The organism is Methylocystis borbori (assembly GCF_036576025.1).
GTDB classification, from domain to species: Bacteria; Pseudomonadota; Alphaproteobacteria; order Rhizobiales; family Beijerinckiaceae; genus Methylocystis; species Methylocystis borbori.
This window is the reverse complement of record NZ_JAZHYN010000027.1, coordinates 26,245-45,682: the sequence shown is the minus strand read 5'-3', so window position 1 is coordinate 45,682 and position 19,438 is coordinate 26,245. Positions and strand designations below refer to the sequence as shown.

18 protein-coding genes and 1 pseudogene are annotated in these 19,438 nt (G+C 63.7%); 16 read left to right on the top strand and 3 right to left on the bottom strand.

The window, feature by feature from the left end; all coding sequences use genetic code 11:
- The 3 genes and pseudogenes from V3H18_RS10395 to V3H18_RS10385 all read right to left on the bottom strand — a co-directional run.
- Positions 1-646: pseudogene (locus V3H18_RS10395) on the bottom strand (sodium:solute symporter); the annotation flags it as partial.
- 139 nt (positions 647-785) lie between these two features.
- Positions 786-1,388 (bottom strand): MotA/TolQ/ExbB proton channel family protein, encoded by a 603-nt coding sequence (locus V3H18_RS10390; RefSeq protein ID WP_332081963.1) that lies wholly within the window; start codon positions 1,386-1,388, stop codon positions 786-788.
- Between the two features lie 35 nt (positions 1,389-1,423).
- Positions 1,424-2,260, bottom strand: a complete 837-nt coding sequence (locus tag V3H18_RS10385) for a hypothetical protein (protein WP_332081962.1) — start codon at positions 2,258-2,260, stop codon at positions 1,424-1,426.
- A gap of 174 nt (positions 2,261-2,434) precedes the next feature.
- Here V3H18_RS10385 and V3H18_RS10380 point away from each other — a divergent pair, with 174 nt between their 5' ends.
- The 16 genes from V3H18_RS10380 to nuoN all read left to right on the top strand — a co-directional run bounded on the left by V3H18_RS10380 (position 2,435) and on the right by nuoN (position 19,429).
- Positions 2,435-3,544 (top strand): RluA family pseudouridine synthase, encoded by a 1,110-nt coding sequence (locus V3H18_RS10380; protein WP_332081961.1) that lies wholly within the window; start codon positions 2,435-2,437, stop codon positions 3,542-3,544.
- Positions 3,545-3,715: 171 nt separating this feature from the next.
- On the top strand, positions 3,716-4,525 hold the full coding sequence (locus V3H18_RS10375) for an ATP12 family chaperone protein (protein WP_332081960.1): 810 nt from the start codon (positions 3,716-3,718) through the stop codon (positions 4,523-4,525).
- Positions 4,526-4,716: 191 nt separating this feature from the next.
- Positions 4,717-5,082: an NADH-quinone oxidoreductase subunit A gene (locus V3H18_RS10370; RefSeq protein ID WP_332081959.1), complete on the top strand. Its 366-nt coding sequence runs from the start codon at positions 4,717-4,719 to the stop codon at positions 5,080-5,082.
- Complete coding sequence (locus V3H18_RS10365) at positions 5,073-5,657, top strand: NuoB/complex I 20 kDa subunit family protein (protein ID WP_332081958.1); 585 nt, start codon at positions 5,073-5,075, stop codon at positions 5,655-5,657. Before V3H18_RS10370 ends, V3H18_RS10365 begins: the two co-directional genes overlap by 10 nt.
- Positions 5,658-5,817: 160 nt before the next feature.
- On the top strand, positions 5,818-6,426 hold the full coding sequence (locus V3H18_RS10360) for an NADH-quinone oxidoreductase subunit C (RefSeq protein ID WP_332081957.1): 609 nt from the start codon (positions 5,818-5,820) through the stop codon (positions 6,424-6,426).
- Entirely contained in the window at positions 6,426-7,646 is a 1,221-nt protein-coding gene (locus V3H18_RS10355) for an NADH-quinone oxidoreductase subunit D (protein WP_332081956.1), read from the top strand. The genes V3H18_RS10360 and V3H18_RS10355 overlap by 1 nt, the downstream gene beginning before the upstream one ends.
- Before the next feature lie 214 nt (positions 7,647-7,860).
- Positions 7,861-8,475 (top strand): NADH-quinone oxidoreductase subunit NuoE, encoded by a 615-nt coding sequence (gene nuoE, locus V3H18_RS10350; RefSeq protein ID WP_332081955.1) that lies wholly within the window; start codon positions 7,861-7,863, stop codon positions 8,473-8,475.
- A gap of 21 nt (positions 8,476-8,496) precedes the next feature.
- The gene (gene nuoF, locus V3H18_RS10345) at positions 8,497-9,801 is read left to right on the top strand and encodes an NADH-quinone oxidoreductase subunit NuoF (protein WP_332081954.1); all 1,305 of its coding nucleotides are present in this window, start codon (positions 8,497-8,499) and stop codon (positions 9,799-9,801) included.
- Positions 9,802-9,844: 43 nt separating this feature from the next.
- Positions 9,845-11,905 carry an NADH-quinone oxidoreductase subunit NuoG gene (nuoG, locus tag V3H18_RS10340; protein WP_332081953.1) on the top strand — a complete coding sequence of 687 codons (2,061 nt, stop codon included), beginning with the start codon at positions 9,845-9,847 and terminating at the stop codon, positions 11,903-11,905.
- Between the two features lie 27 nt (positions 11,906-11,932).
- Complete coding sequence (nuoH, locus tag V3H18_RS10335; protein WP_408631777.1) at positions 11,933-12,967, top strand: NADH-quinone oxidoreductase subunit NuoH; 1,035 nt, start codon at positions 11,933-11,935, stop codon at positions 12,965-12,967.
- Positions 12,968-12,974: 7 nt separating this feature from the next.
- Entirely contained in the window at positions 12,975-13,463 is a 489-nt protein-coding gene (gene nuoI, locus V3H18_RS10330) for an NADH-quinone oxidoreductase subunit NuoI (protein ID WP_332081951.1), read from the top strand.
- Between the two features lie 55 nt (positions 13,464-13,518).
- Positions 13,519-14,121: an NADH-quinone oxidoreductase subunit J gene (locus V3H18_RS10325; RefSeq protein ID WP_332081950.1), complete on the top strand. Its 603-nt coding sequence runs from the start codon at positions 13,519-13,521 to the stop codon at positions 14,119-14,121.
- A gap of 11 nt (positions 14,122-14,132) precedes the next feature.
- A complete protein-coding gene (gene nuoK, locus V3H18_RS10320) occupies positions 14,133-14,444 on the top strand; it encodes an NADH-quinone oxidoreductase subunit NuoK (protein ID WP_332081949.1) in 312 nt (103 codons plus the stop codon).
- Between the two features lie 8 nt (positions 14,445-14,452).
- Positions 14,453-16,477, top strand: coding sequence for an NADH-quinone oxidoreductase subunit L (gene nuoL / locus V3H18_RS10315; RefSeq protein WP_332081948.1), 2,025 nt, complete (start codon positions 14,453-14,455; stop codon positions 16,475-16,477).
- Complete coding sequence (locus tag V3H18_RS10310; RefSeq protein WP_332081947.1) at positions 16,477-17,982, top strand: NADH-quinone oxidoreductase subunit M; 1,506 nt, start codon at positions 16,477-16,479, stop codon at positions 17,980-17,982. The genes nuoL and V3H18_RS10310 overlap by 1 nt, the downstream gene beginning before the upstream one ends.
- Positions 17,983-17,995: 13 nt before the next feature.
- Positions 17,996-19,429: an NADH-quinone oxidoreductase subunit NuoN gene (gene nuoN, locus V3H18_RS10305; RefSeq protein WP_332081946.1), complete on the top strand. Its 1,434-nt coding sequence runs from the start codon at positions 17,996-17,998 to the stop codon at positions 19,427-19,429.
- Positions 19,430-19,438 lie beyond the last annotated feature (9 nt).

Here is a 19,438-nt window from a genome sequence, read left to right as displayed (position 1 = left end):
CCGCCCATGTGACGCCGGAAAGACCGCCGGGCCCGGCGATGACGAGGCCAGCGGCGCCGACGAGCAGGGCGGCGAAGATGCGATTGGCGCCGGTGAGATCGACCAGCGCCTCGACCGCGATCAGCCCGCCCGCGACGGCGAGCAGCGCCGAAGCGACCGCCACGGCGCCGATGAGGCCGAGCCGCGGCGCGCCATGGGAGAAACGCGCCGACAGAAGCTCGGAGATCGAAAAGACGCCGGTTTTGCGCAGCAGCGGCCCAAGATAAAGGACCGCGACCGCCAGCCCGATGAAAACGCCGCTGACCGCGCCAAAGCCGAAGCTCCAGCCCGCGAGCCGCGCCGTGAAGGGCAGCAGCAGGGCGATGACGATTGCGGCGTTGGCGAAGCCGGCGTAGGCCGCGGGCAGGGCGCGGCCGGCGGCGTAATAGACCGAGACCTGCATCGAATGCAGCAGGAAGCCCAGCGTCGCGAGGCCAAGGATGGTGAAATAGGCCGGCGCCGCGCCGACGAAACGCTCTGGCGCGCCGACCCGGTCAAGCAGCGCCGCGAAGGCGTAGGCGAGGAGAAAGCTCGCGGCGACGAAGGCGATTCGCGCGTCGAGCGCGGCTCTCTCGACTATCGCCTGCTCGCTGGAACGCTCGCTCATTTACAGCCTCGCTCAAATCAATAGCGGGCAAACTCTAAACGAGGAGGCCTCCCCGGCCAAGATGGCGCCTCGTCGTCAGCGGGCGATCTGGCGCGAGGTATCCTCGTCCGGACGATGCGTCGAAGGACGAGGCTCTGCGTCAGGCGATCGACCTCGCATAAGACAGGATAAAGCGGCCAAGTTTCTCTCTCAGGTCGCCGAAGGCCATGGCCATGCGGTTATAGCCGATCGCCGCCGGGATCGCGGCGGCGAGCCCATAGGCGGTCGCGGCCAAAGCGTCGGCGATGCCGGGGGCGACGACCGCAAGACTCGTGTCCTGCGTCTGAGCGATTCCGGAGAAGCTCGACATAATGCCCCAGACGGTGCCGAACAGGCCGACAAAGGGGCCGGCGGAGGCGACGACGGCGAGAACGGGAAGTCCCTCTTCGGCGTCGAGCATGAATTCGCGCGCGGCCCGGTTCATCTGCTGCAGGACGCGCTCGCGCTTTAGATGAGGGGCTTCATCCGGCAAGTCGGCGTCCGACGCTTCCCGCGCGGCTGCGGCGATCGGCCAGAGCACGCCGATATCCCCGCCCGCCCGGGCGCGATCCAGCGCCTTCGACAGCCGCGCCAGCACGAACAGGCCGTCGATGATGAGCACCCAGGTCCAGACCGCCGCGGCGAGAAGGAGCGCCATCACCGCCTTACTCACAGGTCCGGCATAAAGAAACATGCCGAACGGCGACATTGGAGCAATATCCATTTCAGCGTCCTCCCCTGGCCTCGCGACGTCAAACCCTATTGGAACAAGATGCCCTGTCGAGCGTATGCCGGCGCGCAACTTGCGGGCCCCCGCGAAGAGGCGACGATGCGCCGCGCCATCGCCGCATGCGCGGCGCTTCCGCCTGAAACCGAAATGCCTGAGATGCCGCCGCCGGCGTTCACATAGAATGTGACGACGACCGATCCCGGTCCGAGACTCGTGGTAGCGGGCGTATGTCCGCGGATTGACGCCGCGATGTGGGCCAAACAGGTCGCCTGCGCAGCGCCCGAGCCATCGCCGCCCCCTCCGGGCAATCCATAGCGCCCGGCGATCCGCGCTCTGCCCACGCCTTGGCCCGTTCCGCCGGGAAGCCCATAGCGCCGGCCGGTCTGGTCCGCGCGGCGGCCGTCGGTCGCAGCCTCGCGTCGCTCACGGGCTTTTTGTTCGGCTTGCTTGGCCTTCTCGTTCTTTGGGTTCTCGACCTTTTGTTTTTTCCCCGCCTTCTCTTTTTTCTCCGGCGCCTCAATCGCGTCGGGCTCCATGATCAGCGGGGGCGGCGGCTCCTCGGCGATCAGCTCGTCCATCTCCTCGTCGGCGAGCGAAGCGGTTTCGGACGGCAGCGGGTCTTCCAGGGAATCTCCTTCAGGCGCGGGGTCGCCCGCCTCTAAAGACACGCCTTCTGGAATGAGGTCTGCGCTGATGCCGCCGAGGTCGACGACCGCCGTTTGCGGCCAATAAATCCCCGAAGCGAAGAAAGCGAGGAAAATCCCGACGACTGTAGCGGTCGAAGCGGGGTGCAGCCATCGGGGCCTGAGCGGCGGGCGGTCTTCCGTCCGCGCGCCGGCAATCGAACTCGTCGTAATTTTGGTCACTGTGAAGCGCTCCGCCGCCGACGCGCCTTAAATGAATTGCGAACATACGCCTTTTTTAAACTTAGCGCTTGGCCGCGTCGCAAGGCGATGCGGCTTTGTGTAACACCCGCCCTCCTCTGGCGAAACGATCGAACAGCAATCGACATGCCGCCGCCTTTGGCCGATAAGGCGCGCATGTCAGCCATAGCTTCAAACGCGCCCGCCGCCACAGGCGTCACGACCGCGACCGTCTCCGAAGACGAGGCGGGGATGCGCGTCGACCGCTGGTTCAAGCGCCGCTATCCGACGCTCGCCCTGTCGCATCTCGCCAAAATCTGCCGCAAGGGCGAGGTGCGGGTCGACGGCAAGCGGGTCGAAACCTCGACGCGGCTCGAAGAGGGCCAGAAGGTCCGCGTGCCACCGCTCAAAATCGAGGCGCCCGCGAGCCCGGCGATCCGGCGCGCGGACCCCGAGGACGCCCGGGCGCTCAAGGACATGACGCTCTTCGAGGACAAGGATTTGCTCGTGCTCAACAAGCCTTACGGGCTCGCGACGCAGGGCGGCTCCGGCCAGACGCGCCATATAGACGGGATGCTGGAATCGCTCGCCAAGGGCGATTCGCGGCCCGTGCTGGTGCATCGCCTCGACCGCGACACGTCAGGCGTGCTGCTTATCGCCAAGAACCGGCGCATGGCGGCGGAGTTGGGCGAAATCTTCCGTTCGCGGCAGGCGAGGAAAATCTATTGGGCGCTGGTGGAGGGCGTGCCGAAGCCTGCGCAGGGCCGCATCTCGCTCTATCTCGCCAAGGGCGCCGGCATGGAGCGCCCGCCGTCGAGCGGTCGGCGTCAGCCGGAGCAAGACGGAAGAAAGGCTTCGCCGCGCGACGCCCAGGAAAGAATGCGCGTCGCCAAACATGGCGAGGCCGACGCCCAGCATTCGCTCACTTATTACGCGATCGTCGACAAGGTCGCGCCGCGCTGCGCCTGGCTGTCGATGAAGCCGCTCACCGGCCGCACCCATCAGTTGCGCGCTCATGCGGAGGCGATCGGCCATCCGATCTTCGGCGATCCCAAATATGGCCATCGTCCCGAGGACGAGATTCGCCGCCGCGATCCGCTGCGCGCCATGCCCGACGGGCTGGACAGGAAACTGCATCTTCTCGCTCGCCGCCTCGTTTTGCCGCATCCGGGAGGCGGGACGCTCGACGTCACCGCGCCGCTGCCCGATCATATGAAGAAAAGCTGGGAGATGTTCGGCTTCGACGTGAAACGCTACGACCCCATCGAGGACGCGCCTGATTCCTGAATGAACGCTTCGCGCGTCATGCCCGCGCTTGTCGCGGGCATCCACGCCGAGAGAACGCGCAATATTGGAAGCGCGAGCGCGGCGTCTTTTCCTCTCGTGGATGGCCGGGACAAGCCCGGCCATGACGAAGTGGAAGCGTCTCGCTTCAAACGCGCATATAGGAATTGATAAATGTCAAAAGAGAAAGCCGGCTTCGACGCCGATTTTTTCGTCCCCGCCAGCGAACGCGATCCGGTAAAGGCCGCGCGCGATCCAGCGCGCCCGCTCCCGAAGCGCTTCTATAAGGAGGCCGTCGCCGCGCCGGTCGAGGGCGGCTACGCCATTTTGCTCGATGGCAGGCCGGTCAATACGCCGGCGAAGCGCGCCTTACGCGCGCCCTCGCAAGCTCTGGCGGAGGCCCTCGCGGCGGAATGGGCCGGGCAGGGCGAGACGATCGACCCCGCCGCCATGTTCCTGACCAAGCTCATGAATACGGCGCTCGACGGCGTCGCCGAGCATATGCGCGAGGTCGAGGCCGAGGTCGTCAAATATGGCGCGTCCGATCTCATCTGCTATCGGGCGGGCGAGCCCGAAAGCCTCGTCGCCGCGCAATCCGCCGCCTGGGACCCCTATGTCGTCTTCGCCCGCGACAGGCTCGGCGCGAAGCTCGCGCTCGCGGAGGGCGTCGTCTTTGTGGAGCAGCCGCACGCCGCGCTCGATGCGCTCGCCCGCGCTGTCCGCGCCCATGTCGGCGACGACGCCGGCGCGTCGCTCCGGCTCGCGGCGCTGAATGTCATGACCACGCTCTCAGGATCGGCGGTCATTGCGCTCGCGACCGCGCTGCGTGAAATAGACGCGGACGCCGCCTGGGGCGCCGCGAATGTCGACGAAGACTGGCAGATGCGGGCGTGGGGCGCCGACGCCGAGGCGTTGGCGCGACAGGCGGCGCGCAAGCGCGAATGGCTGGCCGCGGCCGCCCTCTCGCGCCATATGACAACTTAGAAATAAGCCGCCTGATTTTTGGGCGCTTTGGCTCAAGACCGCGGCGATTTCGCTTGGCCCGCGCTTCCTCTCTTGCTTTGCACAATGGCCTTTGTTACGGAACGCCCGGCCTGGAGTCATTCTAAGGAAATTCCCGAGGAAGCGGCTCTCTCGAAAGCCGCCCTCGCCTCGCCGACAAGTCGGACAAAGCCATGCCGATGCTGCTCGAACAATATCTGCCGCTCGCGATCTTCATCGTCCTTTCGGCGGTGATTTCCGGCGCGCTTCTGGTCGCGCCCTTCTTGCTCGCCTTCAAAGCGCCCGACCCCGAAAAGCTTTCGGCTTACGAGTGCGGCTTCAACCCTTTCAATGATTCGCGCATGAAATTCGACGTGCGCTTCTATCTCGTGTCCCTTCTCTTCATCGTCTTCGATCTCGAAGTGGCGTTTCTCTTTCCCTGGGCGGTCGCGTTCAAGGAAGCCGGCGCTTTCGGCTTCTGGTCGATGATGGTTTTCCTGGGCGTGCTCACCGTCGGCTTTATCTATGAGTGGCGGAAGGGGGCGTTGGAATGGGATTGATCGAGAAGGAAGGCGGAACGCTCGTCGCGCCGCAGCCCAAGGGCCTCATCGATCCGCGCACCGGCAAGCCTGTCGGTTCGGACGATCCGTTCTTCCTGCATCTTAACGACGAGCTCGCGGACAAGGGCTTCTTCGTCACTGCGACCGACGACGTCATCAATTGGGCGCGCACCGGCTCGCTGATGTGGATGACCTTCGGCCTCGCCTGCTGCGCGGTCGAGATGATCCAGGCGGCGATGCCGCGCTATGATTTGGAGCGTTTCGGCTTCGCGCCGCGCGCGAGCCCGCGGCAGTCGGACTGCATCATCATCGCCGGCACGCTGACGAACAAAATGGCGCCGGCGCTGCGCAAGGTCTACGACCAGATGCCCGAGCCGCGCTACGTCATCTCCATGGGCTCCTGCGCCAATGGCGGCGGCTACTACCATTATTCCTATTCGGTGGTGCGCGGCTGCGACCGCATCATTCCGGTCGACGTCTATGTGCCGGGCTGTCCGCCTTCGGCCGAGGCGCTCGTCTACGGCATGTTGCTCCTGCAAAAGAAAATCCGGCGCACGGGCACGATCGAGCGGTAGTGAATTTAGGGGGTTGTCCGTCCTCCTCCTTCGAGACGCCCGCTGACGCGGGCTCCTCAGGATGAGGGCGGGATCTGGTCAGCAATTCCCTCATCCTGAGGAGGCGGCGAAGCCGCCGTCTCGAAGGACGAGGGAATTGCGGTACGCCAAGGAATCTAGGATGTCGGCTGAACTCGAAGCTCTCGGCGCGCGCGTCAGCGGCGCGCTCCCCGGGGCCGTGATGGAAGCGAAGGTCGCCTTCGGCGAACTCACGCTCACCGTGGCGCGCGAGCGCTGGCTCGATGTCGCCACCCATTTGCGCGACGACGCAGATTGCCTCTTCGTCAATTTCATCGACGTGACGGCGGCCGATTACCCCGAGCGCGCCGAGCGTTTCGAAGTGGTGGCGCATCTCCAGTCGCCCAAACACAACCGCCGCATCCGCATCAAGACGCCGGCTTCCGAAGAGACGCCGGTCGCATCCCTCACCGCGCTCTATCCCGGCGCCGATTGGTTTGAGCGCGAGACCTATGATCTCTTCGGCGTGATTTTCTCCGGCCATCCGGATCTTCGCCGCATCATGACCGATTACGGCTTCGATGGCCATCCGCTGCGCAAGGACTTCCCGATGACCGGCTTCGTCGAGGTGCGCTATGACGACGAGCAGAAGCGCGTCGTCTATGAGCCGGTGCGCCTCACGCAGGAATATCGCAACTTCGATTTCCTCTCGCCCTGGGAAGGCGTGCAATACGACCTGCCGGGCGATGAGAAGGCGAGGGGGCAGTCGTAATGACCGATCAGACAACCGCCCCGACGAAGCCCGCCTCGCAAGGGCTCCGTAACTTCAACATCAACTTCGGACCGCAGCATCCGGCGGCCCATGGCGTCCTGCGCCTCATTCTTGAGTTGGACGGCGAAGTCGTCGAGCGCGTCGATCCGCATGTCGGCTTCCTGCATCGCGGCACCGAGAAGCTGATGGAGGCGCGCACCTATCTACAGAACGTGCCCTATCTCGACCGTCTCGACTATTGCGCGCCGATGAATCAGGAGCACGCCTTCTGCCTGGCCATCGAACGGCTGCTTGGCGTCGAGGTTCCGCGCCGCGCTCAGCTCATTCGCGTGCTCTACGCCGAAATCGGCCGCCTGCTGTCGCATCTCCTCAACGTCACCTCTCAGGCGATGGACGTCGGCGCGCTCACGCCGCCGCTCTGGGGCTATGAAGAGCGCGAAAAACTGATGGTGTTTTATGAGCGCGCCTCGGGCGCGCGCATGCACGCCAATTATTTCCGTCCCGGCGGCGTCGCCCGCGATCTTCCGGATCAACTCGTCGAAGACATTGGCGCTTTCTGCGATCCCTTCCTGAAAGTCGTCGAGGACCTCGACGAACTCTTCATCGGCAATCGCATCTTCAAGCAGCGCAATGTCGACATCGGCGTCATTTCGCTCGAAGACGCATGGAAGTGGGGCTTTTCCGGCGTGATGGTGCGCGGCTCCGGCGCCGCCTGGGATTTGCGCAAGGCGCAGCCTTACGAGTGCTATGAGGAAATGGCGTTCGACATTCCCGTCGGCAAGCATGGCGACTGCTACGACCGCGCCGTGATCCGCATGGAGGAAATGCGCCAGTCGACCTCGATCATGAAGCAATGCGTCGAGAAGCTGCTCAAGGCCGACGGACGCGGGCCGGTGTTGACGCCCAACCACAAGATCACGCCGCCTTCGCGCCCCGAGATGAAGCGCTCGATGGAGGCGCTCATCCATCATTTCAAGCTCTTCACCGAGGGCTTTCATGTGCCAGCGGGCGAGGTATACGCGGCCGTCGAAGCGCCCAAGGGCGAATTCGGCGTCTATCTCGTCTCCGACGGCGGCGACAAGCCCTATCGCTGCAAGCTTCGCGCGCCGGGCTTCGCCCATCTCGCCGCCATGGATTTTCTCTGCAAGAACCACATGCTCGCCGACGTTTCGGCGATCCTGGGTTCGCTCGACATCGTCTTCGGGGAGGTCGATCGATGAGTGGCAAGTTCAGGCCGACTCTCGACGAGCTGGCGCGCCAGGGCTGGTCGACGCGCATCGCTCCTCCATCGCCCGCGCAAGGCGAATGCGGCGAGCGGAGATACGCAAGGCCGACGGAAGCGTTCATCCGCAAGAAGGTCGCGATTTTTAAGTCGACGACGCGCGGAGAAGAGCCGATTCCTGTCGAACCTTTCATGCTGCGGAGAGCAAAATAATGTCCGTCCGCCGTCTCGCCGAAAAGCAGCCGGAAAGCTTCGACTTCACGCCCGAGAACCAGGCGTGGCTCGAAAGGCAGATCGCCAAATATCCCGACGGCCGTCAGGCCTCCGCCGTCGTGCCGGCCCTGTGGCAGGCGCAAAAGCAGAACGACTATTGGCTGCCGCAGGCGGCGATCGAGAAGGTGGCCGCGACGCTCGGCATGGCGAAGATTCGCGTGCTTGAAATCGCGACCTTCTACTCGATGTTCAATCTCGCGCCGGTCGGGAAATATTACATCCAGCTGTGCGGCACGACGCCCTGCCTGCTCGCAGGATCGGACGATCTCATCGCGGTGCTGCATCGCCGCGTCGGCCCGCAACGGCGGGTGACCGACGACGGCCTCTTCTCCTGGCTCGAAGTTGAATGCCTCGGCGCCTGCTGCAACGCGCCGATGGTGCAGATCAACGACGATTATTACGAAGACCTCACCGCCGAGAATTTCGAGAAGCTGCTCGACAATCTCGCCGCCGGCCGCCCGGTGAAGATCGGCTCGCAGACGGGCCGCGTTTCTTCCGAGCCGGAAGGCAAGCTCACAAGTCTCACGTCGCTCTATGGCGACGGCGCGAAATAGGCGGAGGGAAGGAAGAAGGCCATGCTCTCCGACGCGGATCGTATCTTCACCAATCTTTACGGCCTTGGCGATCGCTCGCTCGCCGGCGCGAAGCAGCGCGGGCAGTGGGACAACACCAAGGCGCTGCTCGACAAGGGCCGCGAGGCGATCATCAATGAGGTGAAGGCGTCGGGCCTGCGCGGGCGCGGCGGCGCCGGCTTCTCCACGGGCCTCAAATGGTCCTTCATGCCCAAGGAAATCGATCCCAAGCGGCCGCATTATCTCGTCATCAACGCCGACGAATCGGAGCCCGGCACCTGCAAGGATCGCGAGATCATGCGCAACGACCCGCATACGCTGGTCGAGGGCGCGCTGGTCGCGAGCTACGCCATGGGCGCGCATGCCTGCTACATCTATATCCGCGGCGAATTCATCGCCGAGCGCATCGCCCTGCAGCGCGCCGTCGACGAAGCCTATGAGGCCGGCCTCATCGGCGAGAACAACATTCACGGCTATCCGTTCGATCTCTATGTGCATCACGGCGCCGGCGCTTACATCTGCGGCGAGGAGACGGCGCTGCTCGAGAGCCTCGAGGGCAAGAAGGGGATGCCGCGGCTCAAGCCGCCGTTCCCGGCGAATGTCGGCCTCTATGGCTGTCCGACGACGGTGAACAATGTCGAATCGATCGCCGTCGCGCCGACGATTCTGCGCCGCGGCGCCGCCTGGTTCGCCGGCATCGGCAAGCCCAACAACACCGGCACCAAGCTCTTTTCGATCTCCGGCCACGTCAATCGGCCGTGCAATGTCGAAGAGGCGATGTCGATTTCCTTCCGCGAATTGATCGACACGCATTGCGGCGGCATACGCGGCGGCTGGGACAATCTGCTCGCGGTCATTCCCGGCGGCTCGTCGGTCCGCTGCGTGCCGGCGCATCAGATCATCGACTGTCCGATGGATTTCGACAGTCTCGTCAAGCTCGGCTCGGGGCTTGGCACGGCGGCTGTCATCGTCATGGACAAATCGACCGATATCATCCGCGCGATCGCCCGCCTCTCGTATTTCTACAAGCATGAGAGCTGCGGCCAGTGCACGCCCTGCCGCGAGGGCACGGGCTGGATGTGGCGCGTGGTGCAGCGGATGGTCGAAGGCCGCGCCAATAAGAAAGAGATCGACATGCTGTTCGACGTGTCGAAGCAGATCGAGGGCCACACGATCTGCGCGCTCGGCGATGCGGCGGCATGGCCGATCCAGGGACTCATCACGCATTTCCGCGACGTGATCGAACAGCGCATCGATCAATATGCGGCGAATCCGCATCCCGATCCGATCCGCGTGGCGGCGGAGTGAGCGAGATGGCGAACAAGCGCGTCGAGACTTCGGAGAAAGCGAAGTGACCAAGATTCTCGTCGATGGCGTCGAAGTGGACGTGCCGGGAGATTTCACGCTGCTGCAGGCGTGCGAGGAGGCGGGCGCCGAGATACCGCGTTTTTGCTATCACGAGCGCCTCTCCATCGCCGGCAATTGTCGCATGTGCCTCGTCGAGGTGAAGGGCGGGCCGCCCAAGCCTCAGGCCTCCTGCGCCATGTCGGTGAAGGATTTGCGCCCCGGCCCCAATGGCGCGCCGCCGGAGGTCCTCACCAAATCGCCGATGGTGAAAAAGGCGCGCGAAGGGGTGATGGAGTTCCTGCTCATCAACCATCCGCTCGACTGCCCGATCTGCGATCAGGGCGGCGAATGCGATCTGCAGGATCAGGCGCTCGTCTTTGGCGTCGACAGCTCGCGCTTTCATGAAAACAAGCGCGCGGTCGAAGACAAATTTATCGGCGCGCTGGTCAAAACCGAGATGACGCGTTGCATCCACTGCACGCGCTGCGTCCGCTTTACGGCGGAAGTCGCCGGCACCGGCGATATGGGCGCCATCGGCCGCGGCGAGGATATGGAGATCACGACTTATCTCGAAAGCGCCATGTCCTCCGAGCTACAGGGCAATGTCGCGGATCTCTGCCCCGTCGGCGCGCTGCTGCCGAAGCCGCAGAATTTCCGCGCGCGGCCGTGGGAATATCAGAAGACCGAGACGATCGACGTGATGGATGGGCTGGGCGCCGCCATTCGCGTCGACTCGCGCGGGCGCGAAGTCATCCGCATTCTCCCGCGCATCAACGACGCGGTGAATGAGGAGTGGATTTCCGACAAGACGCGGCAAATCGTCGACGGGCTCAAGACGCAGCGTCTCGATCGCCCCTATGTGCGCGAGAACGGCCGTCTGCGCCCGGCCTCCTGGCAGGAGGCGCTCGCCGCCGTCGCCGCCAAGACCAAGGCGACGGCGCCCTCGCGCATCGGCGCGCTCGTTGGCGATCTCGCCGCGGTCGAAGAAATTTTCGCGCTGAAGCTCCTCGCCGAGCGGCTGGGAACGCCGCATATCGACTGCCGCCAGGACGGCGCGCGGCTCGATCCGAAATTCGGCCGCGCCTCCTATCTCTTCAACGCCACCGTCGCGGGCGTCGAAGCCGCCGGCGCGGCGCTCATCATCGGCGCCAATCCGCGCAAGGAATCGCCCGTTCTCAACGCGCGCATCCGCAAGCGCTGGCTCAAGGGCGGCTTCAATATTTCGCTGATCGGCGAGCGCGCCGATCTCACTTATGACTACGACTATCTCGGCGCCGGACCTGAGTCGCTTCTGCATTTCGTCCAGAACGCGAAGCCCGCCGAGAAGCTCCTCGTCGTCGTCGGGCAGGGCGCGCTCGCGCGCGAGGACGGCGAAGCGGTTCTGGCGCTTGCGGCGCAGGCGGCGCAAAAGCTTGGCGGCGTGAGCGAGGGCTGGAACGGCTTTTCGGTGCTGCACACGGCGGCGGCGCGCCCTGGCGCGCTCGATCTCGGTTTCACGCCGGGAGCGGGAGGACTCGCCACACAGGGCATCGCGAAAGCTGGCGCGCTCGATCTCGTCTTCAATCTCGGCGCCGATGAAATGGCCATCGAGCCCGGCGCTTTCGTCGTCTATATCGGCACCCATGGCGATCGCGGCGCGCATCGCGCCGACGTGATCCTGCCGGGCGCGGCCTATACGGAAAAATCGGCGCTTTACGTCAATACGGAAGGCCGCGTGCAGCGCGCTTCGCGCGTCGTCTTTCCGCCGGGCGAAGCGCGCGAGGATTGGGCGGTGCTGCGGGCGCTCTCGGGCGCGCTTGGGGATCCCTTGCCCTTCGACTCGCTCGCGGCGCTGCGCAAAGCTCTTGTCGCCGCGCATCCGCATTTCGCCGAAGTCGACGAAATCGCGCCGGCGGAGAGCGCGCAGATCGCCGCGCTCGCCGTTCAGTCCGCGATCGCGATTAAGGACCCTTTCCGTCCGGCGATCGGCGATTTCTTCCTCACCAATCCGATCGCGCGCGCCTCGGCGGTGATGGCGCAATGTTCGGCCCTGGCGCAGGGCCGGCTCGCGCAGGCGGCGGAATAGGAGCTTTTCGACGTGGACGACGGTTGGATCAACGCAGTCTCGAACTTCTTTGGCGCCTATCCGCTCCTTCTCGCGACGGTGAAAGCCGTGCTGCTCGCGGTCGCGCTGCTCATCTATGTCGCTTACGTCATTCTCGCCGACCGCAAGATCTGGGCGGCGGTGCAATTGCGCCGCGGGCCGAATGTCGTCGGCCCCTGGGGATTGCTGCAGAGCTTCGCCGACTTCATCAAATTCGCCCTGAAGGAGCCGGTCATTCCCGATACGGCGAATAAGGGCATTTTCCTTTTCGCGCCCTTCATCATGGCGACGCTCTCCATCGCCGCCTGGGCGGTCATTCCCGTCGCGGAGGGCTGGGCGGTCGGCGATATCAATGTCGGCATTCTTTATATTTTCGCCTTGTCGTCGCTTGGCGTCTATGGCGTCATCATGGGCGGCTGGGCGTCGAACTCGAAATATCCCTTCCTGTCCGCGCTGCGCTCGGCGGCGCAGATGGTCTCTTACGAAGTCTCGATCGGCTTCGTCATTATCACCGTGCTGCTCTGCGCCGGCTCGCTCAATCTCACCGACATCGTCAATGCGCAGGACACGCGCTACGGCATGCTCGGCTGGTACTGGCTGCGGCTCTTGCCGATGTTCGTCATTTTCTTCGTTTCCGCCCTCGCTGAGACGAACCGCCCGCCCTTCGATCTCGTCGAAGCGGAGTCGGAGCTCGTCGCGGGCTTCATGATCGAATATTCGGCGACGCCCTATGTGCTCTTCATGCTCGCCGAATATGTGGCGATCGTCACCATGTGTGCGCTGTTGACGATCCTGTTCTTCGGCGGCTGGCTGCCGCCCGTCAATGTCGCGCCCTTCACCTATGTGCCGGGCGTGATCTGGTTCGTCCTCAAGGCGAGCTTCTTCTTCTTCTTCTTCGCGATGGTGAAGGCCTTCGTGCCGCGCTATCGCTACGACCAACTGATGCGCCTGGGCTGGAAGGTCTTTCTGCCGATCTCTCTCGCCATGGTCGTCATCGTCGCCGCCGTGCTGCAATTCTGGCCGGCGGGCCCGGCAGGCAATTGAGGCCGTCATGAAACTCGATCAAGCCGCCAAGTCGCTCTTCCTCTCCGAATTCGTCGGCGCGTTCCTTTTGTCGATGCGCTACTTCTTCAAGCCGAAGGCGACGCTCAACTATCCGCATGAGAAGAATCCGCAGTCGCCCCGCTATCGCGGCGAACATGCGCTGCGCCGCTATCCCAATGGCGAGGAGCGCTGCATCGCCTGCAAGCTCTGCGAGGCGATCTGCCCGGCGCAGGCCATCACCATCGAGGCCGGCCCGCGCCGCAACGACGGCACGCGGCGCACGACGCGCTACGACATCGACATGGTCAAATGCATCTATTGCGGCTACTGCCAGGAGGCCTGCCCGGTGGACGCCATCGTAGAAGGGCCGAACGCCGAATTCGCGGTCGAGACCCGCGAGGAGCTTTACTACACCAAGGAGCGCCTGCTCGAGAACGGCGACAGATGGGAGCGCGAGATCGCGCGCAACATCGCGCTCGATTCGCCGTATCGCTGAGGAAGGACTGCGCGCGGCGAGGGCGGCGCGCGCCGAATGAGAAGAGGACGAGGACGTGGCGGCCGTATTATTCTATCTCTTCGCGACGATCATGATCGCCTCGGCCGGCGTGGTGATTTTCGCCCGCAATCCGGTGCATTCGGTGCTGTTCCTGATCCTCGCCTTCTGCAATGGCGCGGGGCTCTTCCTGCTCGCGGGCGCCGAGTTTCTCGCGATGATCCTGATCGTCGTCTATGTCGGCGCGGTGGCGGTGCTCTTCCTCTTCGTCGTGATGATGCTCGACGTGGATTTCGCCGAATTGAAGCAGGGCTTCATCAAATATCTCCCCGTCGGCGCCGGCGTCGGAATCGTCGTTCTCGCCGAGCTTGGGCTGATGGCGATCGGCTGGCGGGCGGCTCCCTCGGCCGCCGACGCCGTCAGCGATCCGATCATCGCGCAGATGAGCAATACGGCGGCGCTGGGTCAGGTGCTCTATACGAAATATGTGATCTTCTTCCAGGCGTCGGCGCTCGTGCTGCTCACCGCCATGATCGGCGCCATCGTGCTGACGCTGCATCACAAGCCTAACGTCAAGCGCCAGAAGATCGAGGAGCAGAACGCGCGCACGCGCGACAATGTCATCGAGATCAAAAAAGTTCCGTTCAGGACGGGCGTGTAGCGAGGACCTCCATGCTGACCATCGGCCTAACGCATTACCTCGTCGTCGCGGCGATCCTGTTCACGCTCGGCGTCGCCGGCATCATCCTGAACCGCAAGAACATCATCGTGATCCTGATGTCGGTCGAATTGATCCTGCTTGCGGTGAATCTGAACTTCGTCGCCTTCTCGCAGTCGCTCGCCGATCTCACGGGCCAGGTGTTCGCCCTCTTCGTGCTGACCGTGGCGGCGGCGGAGGCCGCGATCGGCCTTGCGATCCTCGTCGCCTTCTATCGCAACCGCGGCACGATCGCGGTTGAAGACATCAATTCCTTGAAGGGCTGACCCAAGCGATGATTCAAGCAATCGTCTTTCTTCCGCTGCTGGGCTTTCTGATCGCGGGCGCGTTCGGACGCTGGATCGGCGTGCGAGCGTCCGAACTCATCACGACCGGCCTCCTGTTCGTTTCGGCGGCGCTGTCCTGGGTCGTCTTCTTCGACGTCGCGCTCGGCCATAATGAGGGCTATGCGCCGGTACTGGCCAATTGGATGACCGTGGGCGCGCTCAAGGTCGATTGGTCGCTGCGCGTCGACACGCTGACGGCGGTGATGCTCGTCGTCGTCAACACCGTGTCGAGCCTCGTGCATCTTTATTCGATCGGCTATATGCATGAAGACCCGCATCGGCCGCGCTTCTTCGCCTATCTCTCGCTCTTCACCTTCGCCATGCTGGCGCTGGTGACGGCCGACAATCTCGTGCAGATGTTCTTCGGTTGGGAAGGCGTCGGCCTCGCCTCCTATCTCCTCATCGGCTTCTGGTATCAAAAGCCCTCGGCCAACGCCGCCGCGATCAAGGCCTTCGTCGTCAACCGCGTCGGGGACTTCGGTTTCGCGCTCGGCATTTTCCTCGTTTTTCAACTCACGAAGTCGCTCACCTTCGACGAGGTCTTCGCCGCCGTGCCAGGGCTGGAGGGCGACAAGATCCACGCCTTTGGCCTCGATGTCGACGCATTGACGCTGGCGGCTTTCCTGCTCTTCATCGGCGCGATGGGCAAATCGGCGCAATTCTTCCTGCACACCTGGCTGCCGGACGCGATGGAGGGCCCGACGCCGGTCTCCGCGCTCATCCACGCCGCGACCATGGTGACCGCGGGCGTGTTCATGGTGGCGCGTCTTTCGCCGATCTTCGAATATGCGCCGACGGCGCTCGCCTTCGTCACGCTCATCGGCGCGGTGACGGCCTTCTTCGCCGCGACGGTCGGGCTTGTGCAAAACGACATCAAGCGCGTCATCGCCTATTCGACCTGTTCGCAGCTCGGCTATATGTTCGTCGCGGAGGGCGTCGGCGCCTATTCGCTCGGGATTTTCCACCTGTTCACGCACGCCTTCTTCAAGGCGCTGCTGTTCCTTGGCGCGGGCTCGGTCATCCATGCGATGCATCACGAGCAGGACATGCGCAAGATGGGCGGGCTGCGCAAGGATATCCCCTTCACCTTCGCGATGATGACCATCGGCACGCTGGCGCTCACGGGCTTTCCCTATACGGCGGGCTATTTCTCCAAGGACGCCATTATCGAAGCCGCCTTCGCCGCTGGCGAACATCGCCCGGCCGCGATGATCGGCTTCATCTCGACGGTCGTCGCCGCGGGACTCACCTCCTTCTATTCGTGGCGGCTGGTGTTCATGACTTTCTTCGGCCATCGCCCCGGCCACGCGGCCGCCGCGGATCATGGGCATGCGGCGGAAGAACATGGTCACGACGACCACGCCAAAAGCCATGACGACCATGGACATGGCGGCCATGGCGATCACGCGCCGCATGAGTCGCCGATCGTCATGCTGATCCCGCTCGCGGTTCTCGCGGTCGGCGCGCTGGCGGCGGGCTATGTTTTCGAACCCTTCTTCGCCGGCCACGCCTATGACGAATTCTGGAAGGGCGCGCTCTTTACCGGCGAGCACAATCATGTTCTGCACGAGATGCACGACATTCCCGCCTGGGCCGCCTATGCCGCGACCGGGATGATGGTCTTTGGCTTCCTCGTTGCGCTCTTCGTCTATGTGCTGAAGCCCGGAACCGCGCAGGCGCTGGCGAACTTCTTCCCGGGCCTGTATCGGTTCCTGCTCAACAAATGGTATTTCGACGAATTGTACGACTTCCTCTTCGTGCGGCCGACCTTCGCCCTCGGCCGTCTGTTTTGGAAGGTCGGCGACGGCGCGATCATCGACGGCCTCGGGCCGGACGGCGTCGCCGCGCGCATCGCCGACGGCGCGCGCTTCGCGGTGCGGTTGCAGACCGGCTACGTCTATCACTACGCCTTCGCCATGCTCATCGGCGTCGCGGCGGTGGCCACTTATTTCGTCGCCGGAGGGCTGCATTGATGTTCGGTTTCGGCATTCTCACCGGCGTCACCTTCCTCCCCCTCGTCGGCGTCGCCTTCCTGCTCACCCAGAAAGGCGACAATGAAGCGAGCCTGCGCAACATCCGCTGGGCGACGCTGGCGACGACCCTCGCGACTTTCGCGCTGTCGCTCGTCGTTTGGAACGGCTTCGACACGACGAGCGCCGCCTTCCAATTCGTCGAGGAGAAGAGCTGGTTCGGCTCCGGCCTCGTCTACAAGATGGGCGTCGACGGCTTTTCGATGCCTTTCGTGCTGCTGACGACCTTTCTGATGCCTTTCTCTATTCTCGCGTCCTGGGGCGTCGAGAAGCGGGTCAAGGAATATATGATCGCCTTCCTCGTGCTGGAGACGCTGATGATCGGCGTCTTCTGCGCGCTCGACCTCGTGCTGTTCTATCTCTTCTTCGAGGGCGGCCTTATTCCGATGTTCCTCATCATCGGCATTTGGGGCGGCAAGCGGCGCGTCTATGCGAGCTTCAAATTCTTTCTCTATACGCTCGCCGGCTCGCTCCTCATGCTGGTCGCGATCCTCGCCATGTATGGCAAGGTCGGCACGACCGACATCGCCGCGCTGCTCAATGCTGACTTCCCTAAAGAGATGCAGACCTGGCTGTGGCTTGCCTTCTTCGCCTCCTTCGCGGTGAAGATGCCGATGTGGCCGGTGCATACCTGGCTGCCTGACGCGCATGTCGAGGCGCCGACGGCGGGCTCCGTGATTCTCGCGGCGATCCTGCTGAAAATGGGCGGCTATGGCTTCATCCGCTTCTCATTGCCGATGTTCCCCGACGCTTCCGCCTATTTCGCGCCGCTCGTCTTCGCGCTTTCGGTGATCGCCATCGTCTACACCTCGCTCGTGGCGCTGGTGCAGGAGGACATAAAGAAGCTGATCGCCTATTCCTCCGTCGCGCATATGGGCTATGTGACGATGGGGCTCTTCACCCTCAATCCGCAGGGCGTGCAGGGCGCGATCTTCCAGATGATCAGCCACGGCTTCGTCTCCGGCGCGCTCTTCCTTTGCGTCGGCGTGATCTACGACCGCATGCATACGCGCGAGATCTCCGCCTATGGCGGCCTCGTCAATCGCATGCCGATCTACGCCTTCGTCTTCATGCTGTTCACCATGGCCAACGTCGGCCTTCCGGGAACGACGGGCTTCATCGGCGAATTCCTGTCGCTGATGGGCGCCTTCCAGGCTAATAGCTGGGTGGCGCTCATCGCCACGAGCGGCGTCATCTTCTCGGCCGCTTATGCGCTCTATCTCTATCGTCGCGTGATCTTCGGCGCGCTGGAGAAGGCGAGCCTGATGAACATCGCCGATCTCAGCCCGCGCGAAATCGCGATTTTCGCGCCGCTCGTGCTGATCACCATCTATTACGGCGTGCAGCCGGGACCGATTCTAAGCGCCACCCAGGCGTCGGTCGACAATCTCATCCAGACCCATACGGCGCTCTTCGACGCCGTGAAGCTCGCGGCCGCGGGTCAATGACGGATCGCTGACGATGCCCTTCTTCGTTCAACTCGCGCATCATTTTCTTCCCGAGATGATTCTCGCCATCGGCGTGATCGTTCTCATCCTCATCGGCGCCTGGCGCGGCGAACGGGGCTTTGGCCTCGTCGACGAAATGGCGGTGGGGATTCTCGGCCTCGCCATCGTCGCCATCGCGCTTTCCAGCACGCCCGACACGAGCGTCTTCGACGGCGCCTATATGGACGACGGCTTTTCGCGCTTCATGAAGGCGCTGACGCTCATCGGCGCGCTGGTGTCGATATTAATCTCGGTCGACTGGCTGCAGCGCGCCGGGCTCGAGAAATTCGAATATCCGGTGCTTGTCCTGCTGTCGACGCTCGGCATGCTGCTGCTGATTTCGGCCAATAATCTCATCGCCCTTTATCTTGGCCTTGAACTCATGTCGCTCGCGCTTTACGTCCTCGCCGCCTTCGCGCGCGACGACGGAAAGGCCTCGGAAGCCGGCCTCAAATATTTCGTTCTCGGCGCGCTTTCCTCCGGCATGATGCTTTATGGATCGACGCTGCTCTATGGCTTCTCCGGCACGATCTCCTTTTCCGGCATCGCCGCCGCCGTCGCGACCTCAGCGCCGATCGGCGTCATCTTCGGCCTTGTCTTCGTGCTCGCCGGCCTCGCCTTCAAAATGTCGGCGGCGCCTTTCCACATGTGGACGCCCGACGTCTATCAGGGCGCGCCGACGCCGGTGACGGCCTTTTTCGCCTCCGCCGCGAAAATGGCGGCGGTGGCGATCACGGCGCGCATCGTCTTCGCCGCCTTCCCGGGCGTGACGGACCAGTGGCGCCAGATCGTCATCTTTCTCGCCATCGCCTCGGCGCTGCTTGGCTCCTTCGCCGCGATCGGCCAGGAGAACATCAAGCGTCTGATGGCCTATTCCTCGATCGGCCATATGGGCTTCGCCCTCATCGGCCTTGCCGCCGCGAATGAGGCCGGCGTTCGTGGCGTCGCGATTTACCTCGCCATCTATCTCATCATGACGCTTGGAGCCTTCGCCGCCATTCTCGCCATGCGCGTGCAGGGGAAATATGTCGAGAACATCTCCGATCTCGCCGGCCTCTCGCGCACCAATGGCGTAACGGCCTTCTTCCTCGCGATGCTGATGTTCTCGCTGGCGGGCGTGCCCCCGCTCGCGGGCTTCTTCGCCAAATATTACGTCTTTCTCGCCGCGGTCGACGCCGGGCTCTATCCACTCGCCGTCATCGGCGTGCTCACGAGCGCGGTCGCGGCCTATTACTATCTGCGGGTCGTCAAGGTGATGTATTTCGACGAGCCGGCGCCGGCCTTCGATCGGACGCCTTTCACGCTGCGGGCGGTGCTTGCGGTTTCCACGCTGGCGCTGCTGCTCTTCTGGGTGTACCCCTCTCCGGTCATGAATGCGGCGACCGCCGCCGCCAAATCGCTATTTTAGGAAAGGATG

Excerpts from the sequence above, each read along its gene's own strand:
- V3H18_RS10390 (WP_332081963.1), bottom strand. The coding sequence starts at position 1,388 with ATGGATATTGCTCCAATGTCGCCGTTCGGCATGTTTCTTTATGCCGGA.
- V3H18_RS10380 (WP_332081961.1), top strand. The coding sequence starts at position 2,435 with ATGTCAGCCATAGCTTCAAACGCGCCCGCCGCCACAGGCGTCACGACC.
- V3H18_RS10375 (WP_332081960.1), top strand. The coding sequence starts at position 3,716 with ATGTCAAAAGAGAAAGCCGGCTTCGACGCCGATTTTTTCGTCCCCGCC.
- V3H18_RS10370 (WP_332081959.1), top strand. The coding sequence starts at position 4,717 with ATGCCGATGCTGCTCGAACAATATCTGCCGCTCGCGATCTTCATCGTC.
- V3H18_RS10365 (WP_332081958.1), top strand. The coding sequence starts at position 5,073 with ATGGGATTGATCGAGAAGGAAGGCGGAACGCTCGTCGCGCCGCAGCCC.
- V3H18_RS10360 (WP_332081957.1), top strand. The coding sequence starts at position 5,818 with ATGTCGGCTGAACTCGAAGCTCTCGGCGCGCGCGTCAGCGGCGCGCTC.
- V3H18_RS10355 (WP_332081956.1), top strand. The coding sequence starts at position 6,426 with ATGACCGATCAGACAACCGCCCCGACGAAGCCCGCCTCGCAAGGGCTC.
- nuoE (WP_332081955.1), top strand. The coding sequence starts at position 7,861 with ATGTCCGTCCGCCGTCTCGCCGAAAAGCAGCCGGAAAGCTTCGACTTC.
- nuoF (WP_332081954.1), top strand. The coding sequence starts at position 8,497 with ATGCTCTCCGACGCGGATCGTATCTTCACCAATCTTTACGGCCTTGGC.
- nuoI (WP_332081951.1), top strand. The coding sequence starts at position 12,975 with ATGAAACTCGATCAAGCCGCCAAGTCGCTCTTCCTCTCCGAATTCGTC.
- nuoK (WP_332081949.1), top strand. The coding sequence starts at position 14,133 with ATGCTGACCATCGGCCTAACGCATTACCTCGTCGTCGCGGCGATCCTG.
- nuoL (WP_332081948.1), top strand. The coding sequence starts at position 14,453 with ATGATTCAAGCAATCGTCTTTCTTCCGCTGCTGGGCTTTCTGATCGCG.
- V3H18_RS10310 (WP_332081947.1), top strand. The coding sequence starts at position 16,477 with ATGTTCGGTTTCGGCATTCTCACCGGCGTCACCTTCCTCCCCCTCGTC.
- nuoN (WP_332081946.1), top strand. The coding sequence starts at position 17,996 with ATGCCCTTCTTCGTTCAACTCGCGCATCATTTTCTTCCCGAGATGATT.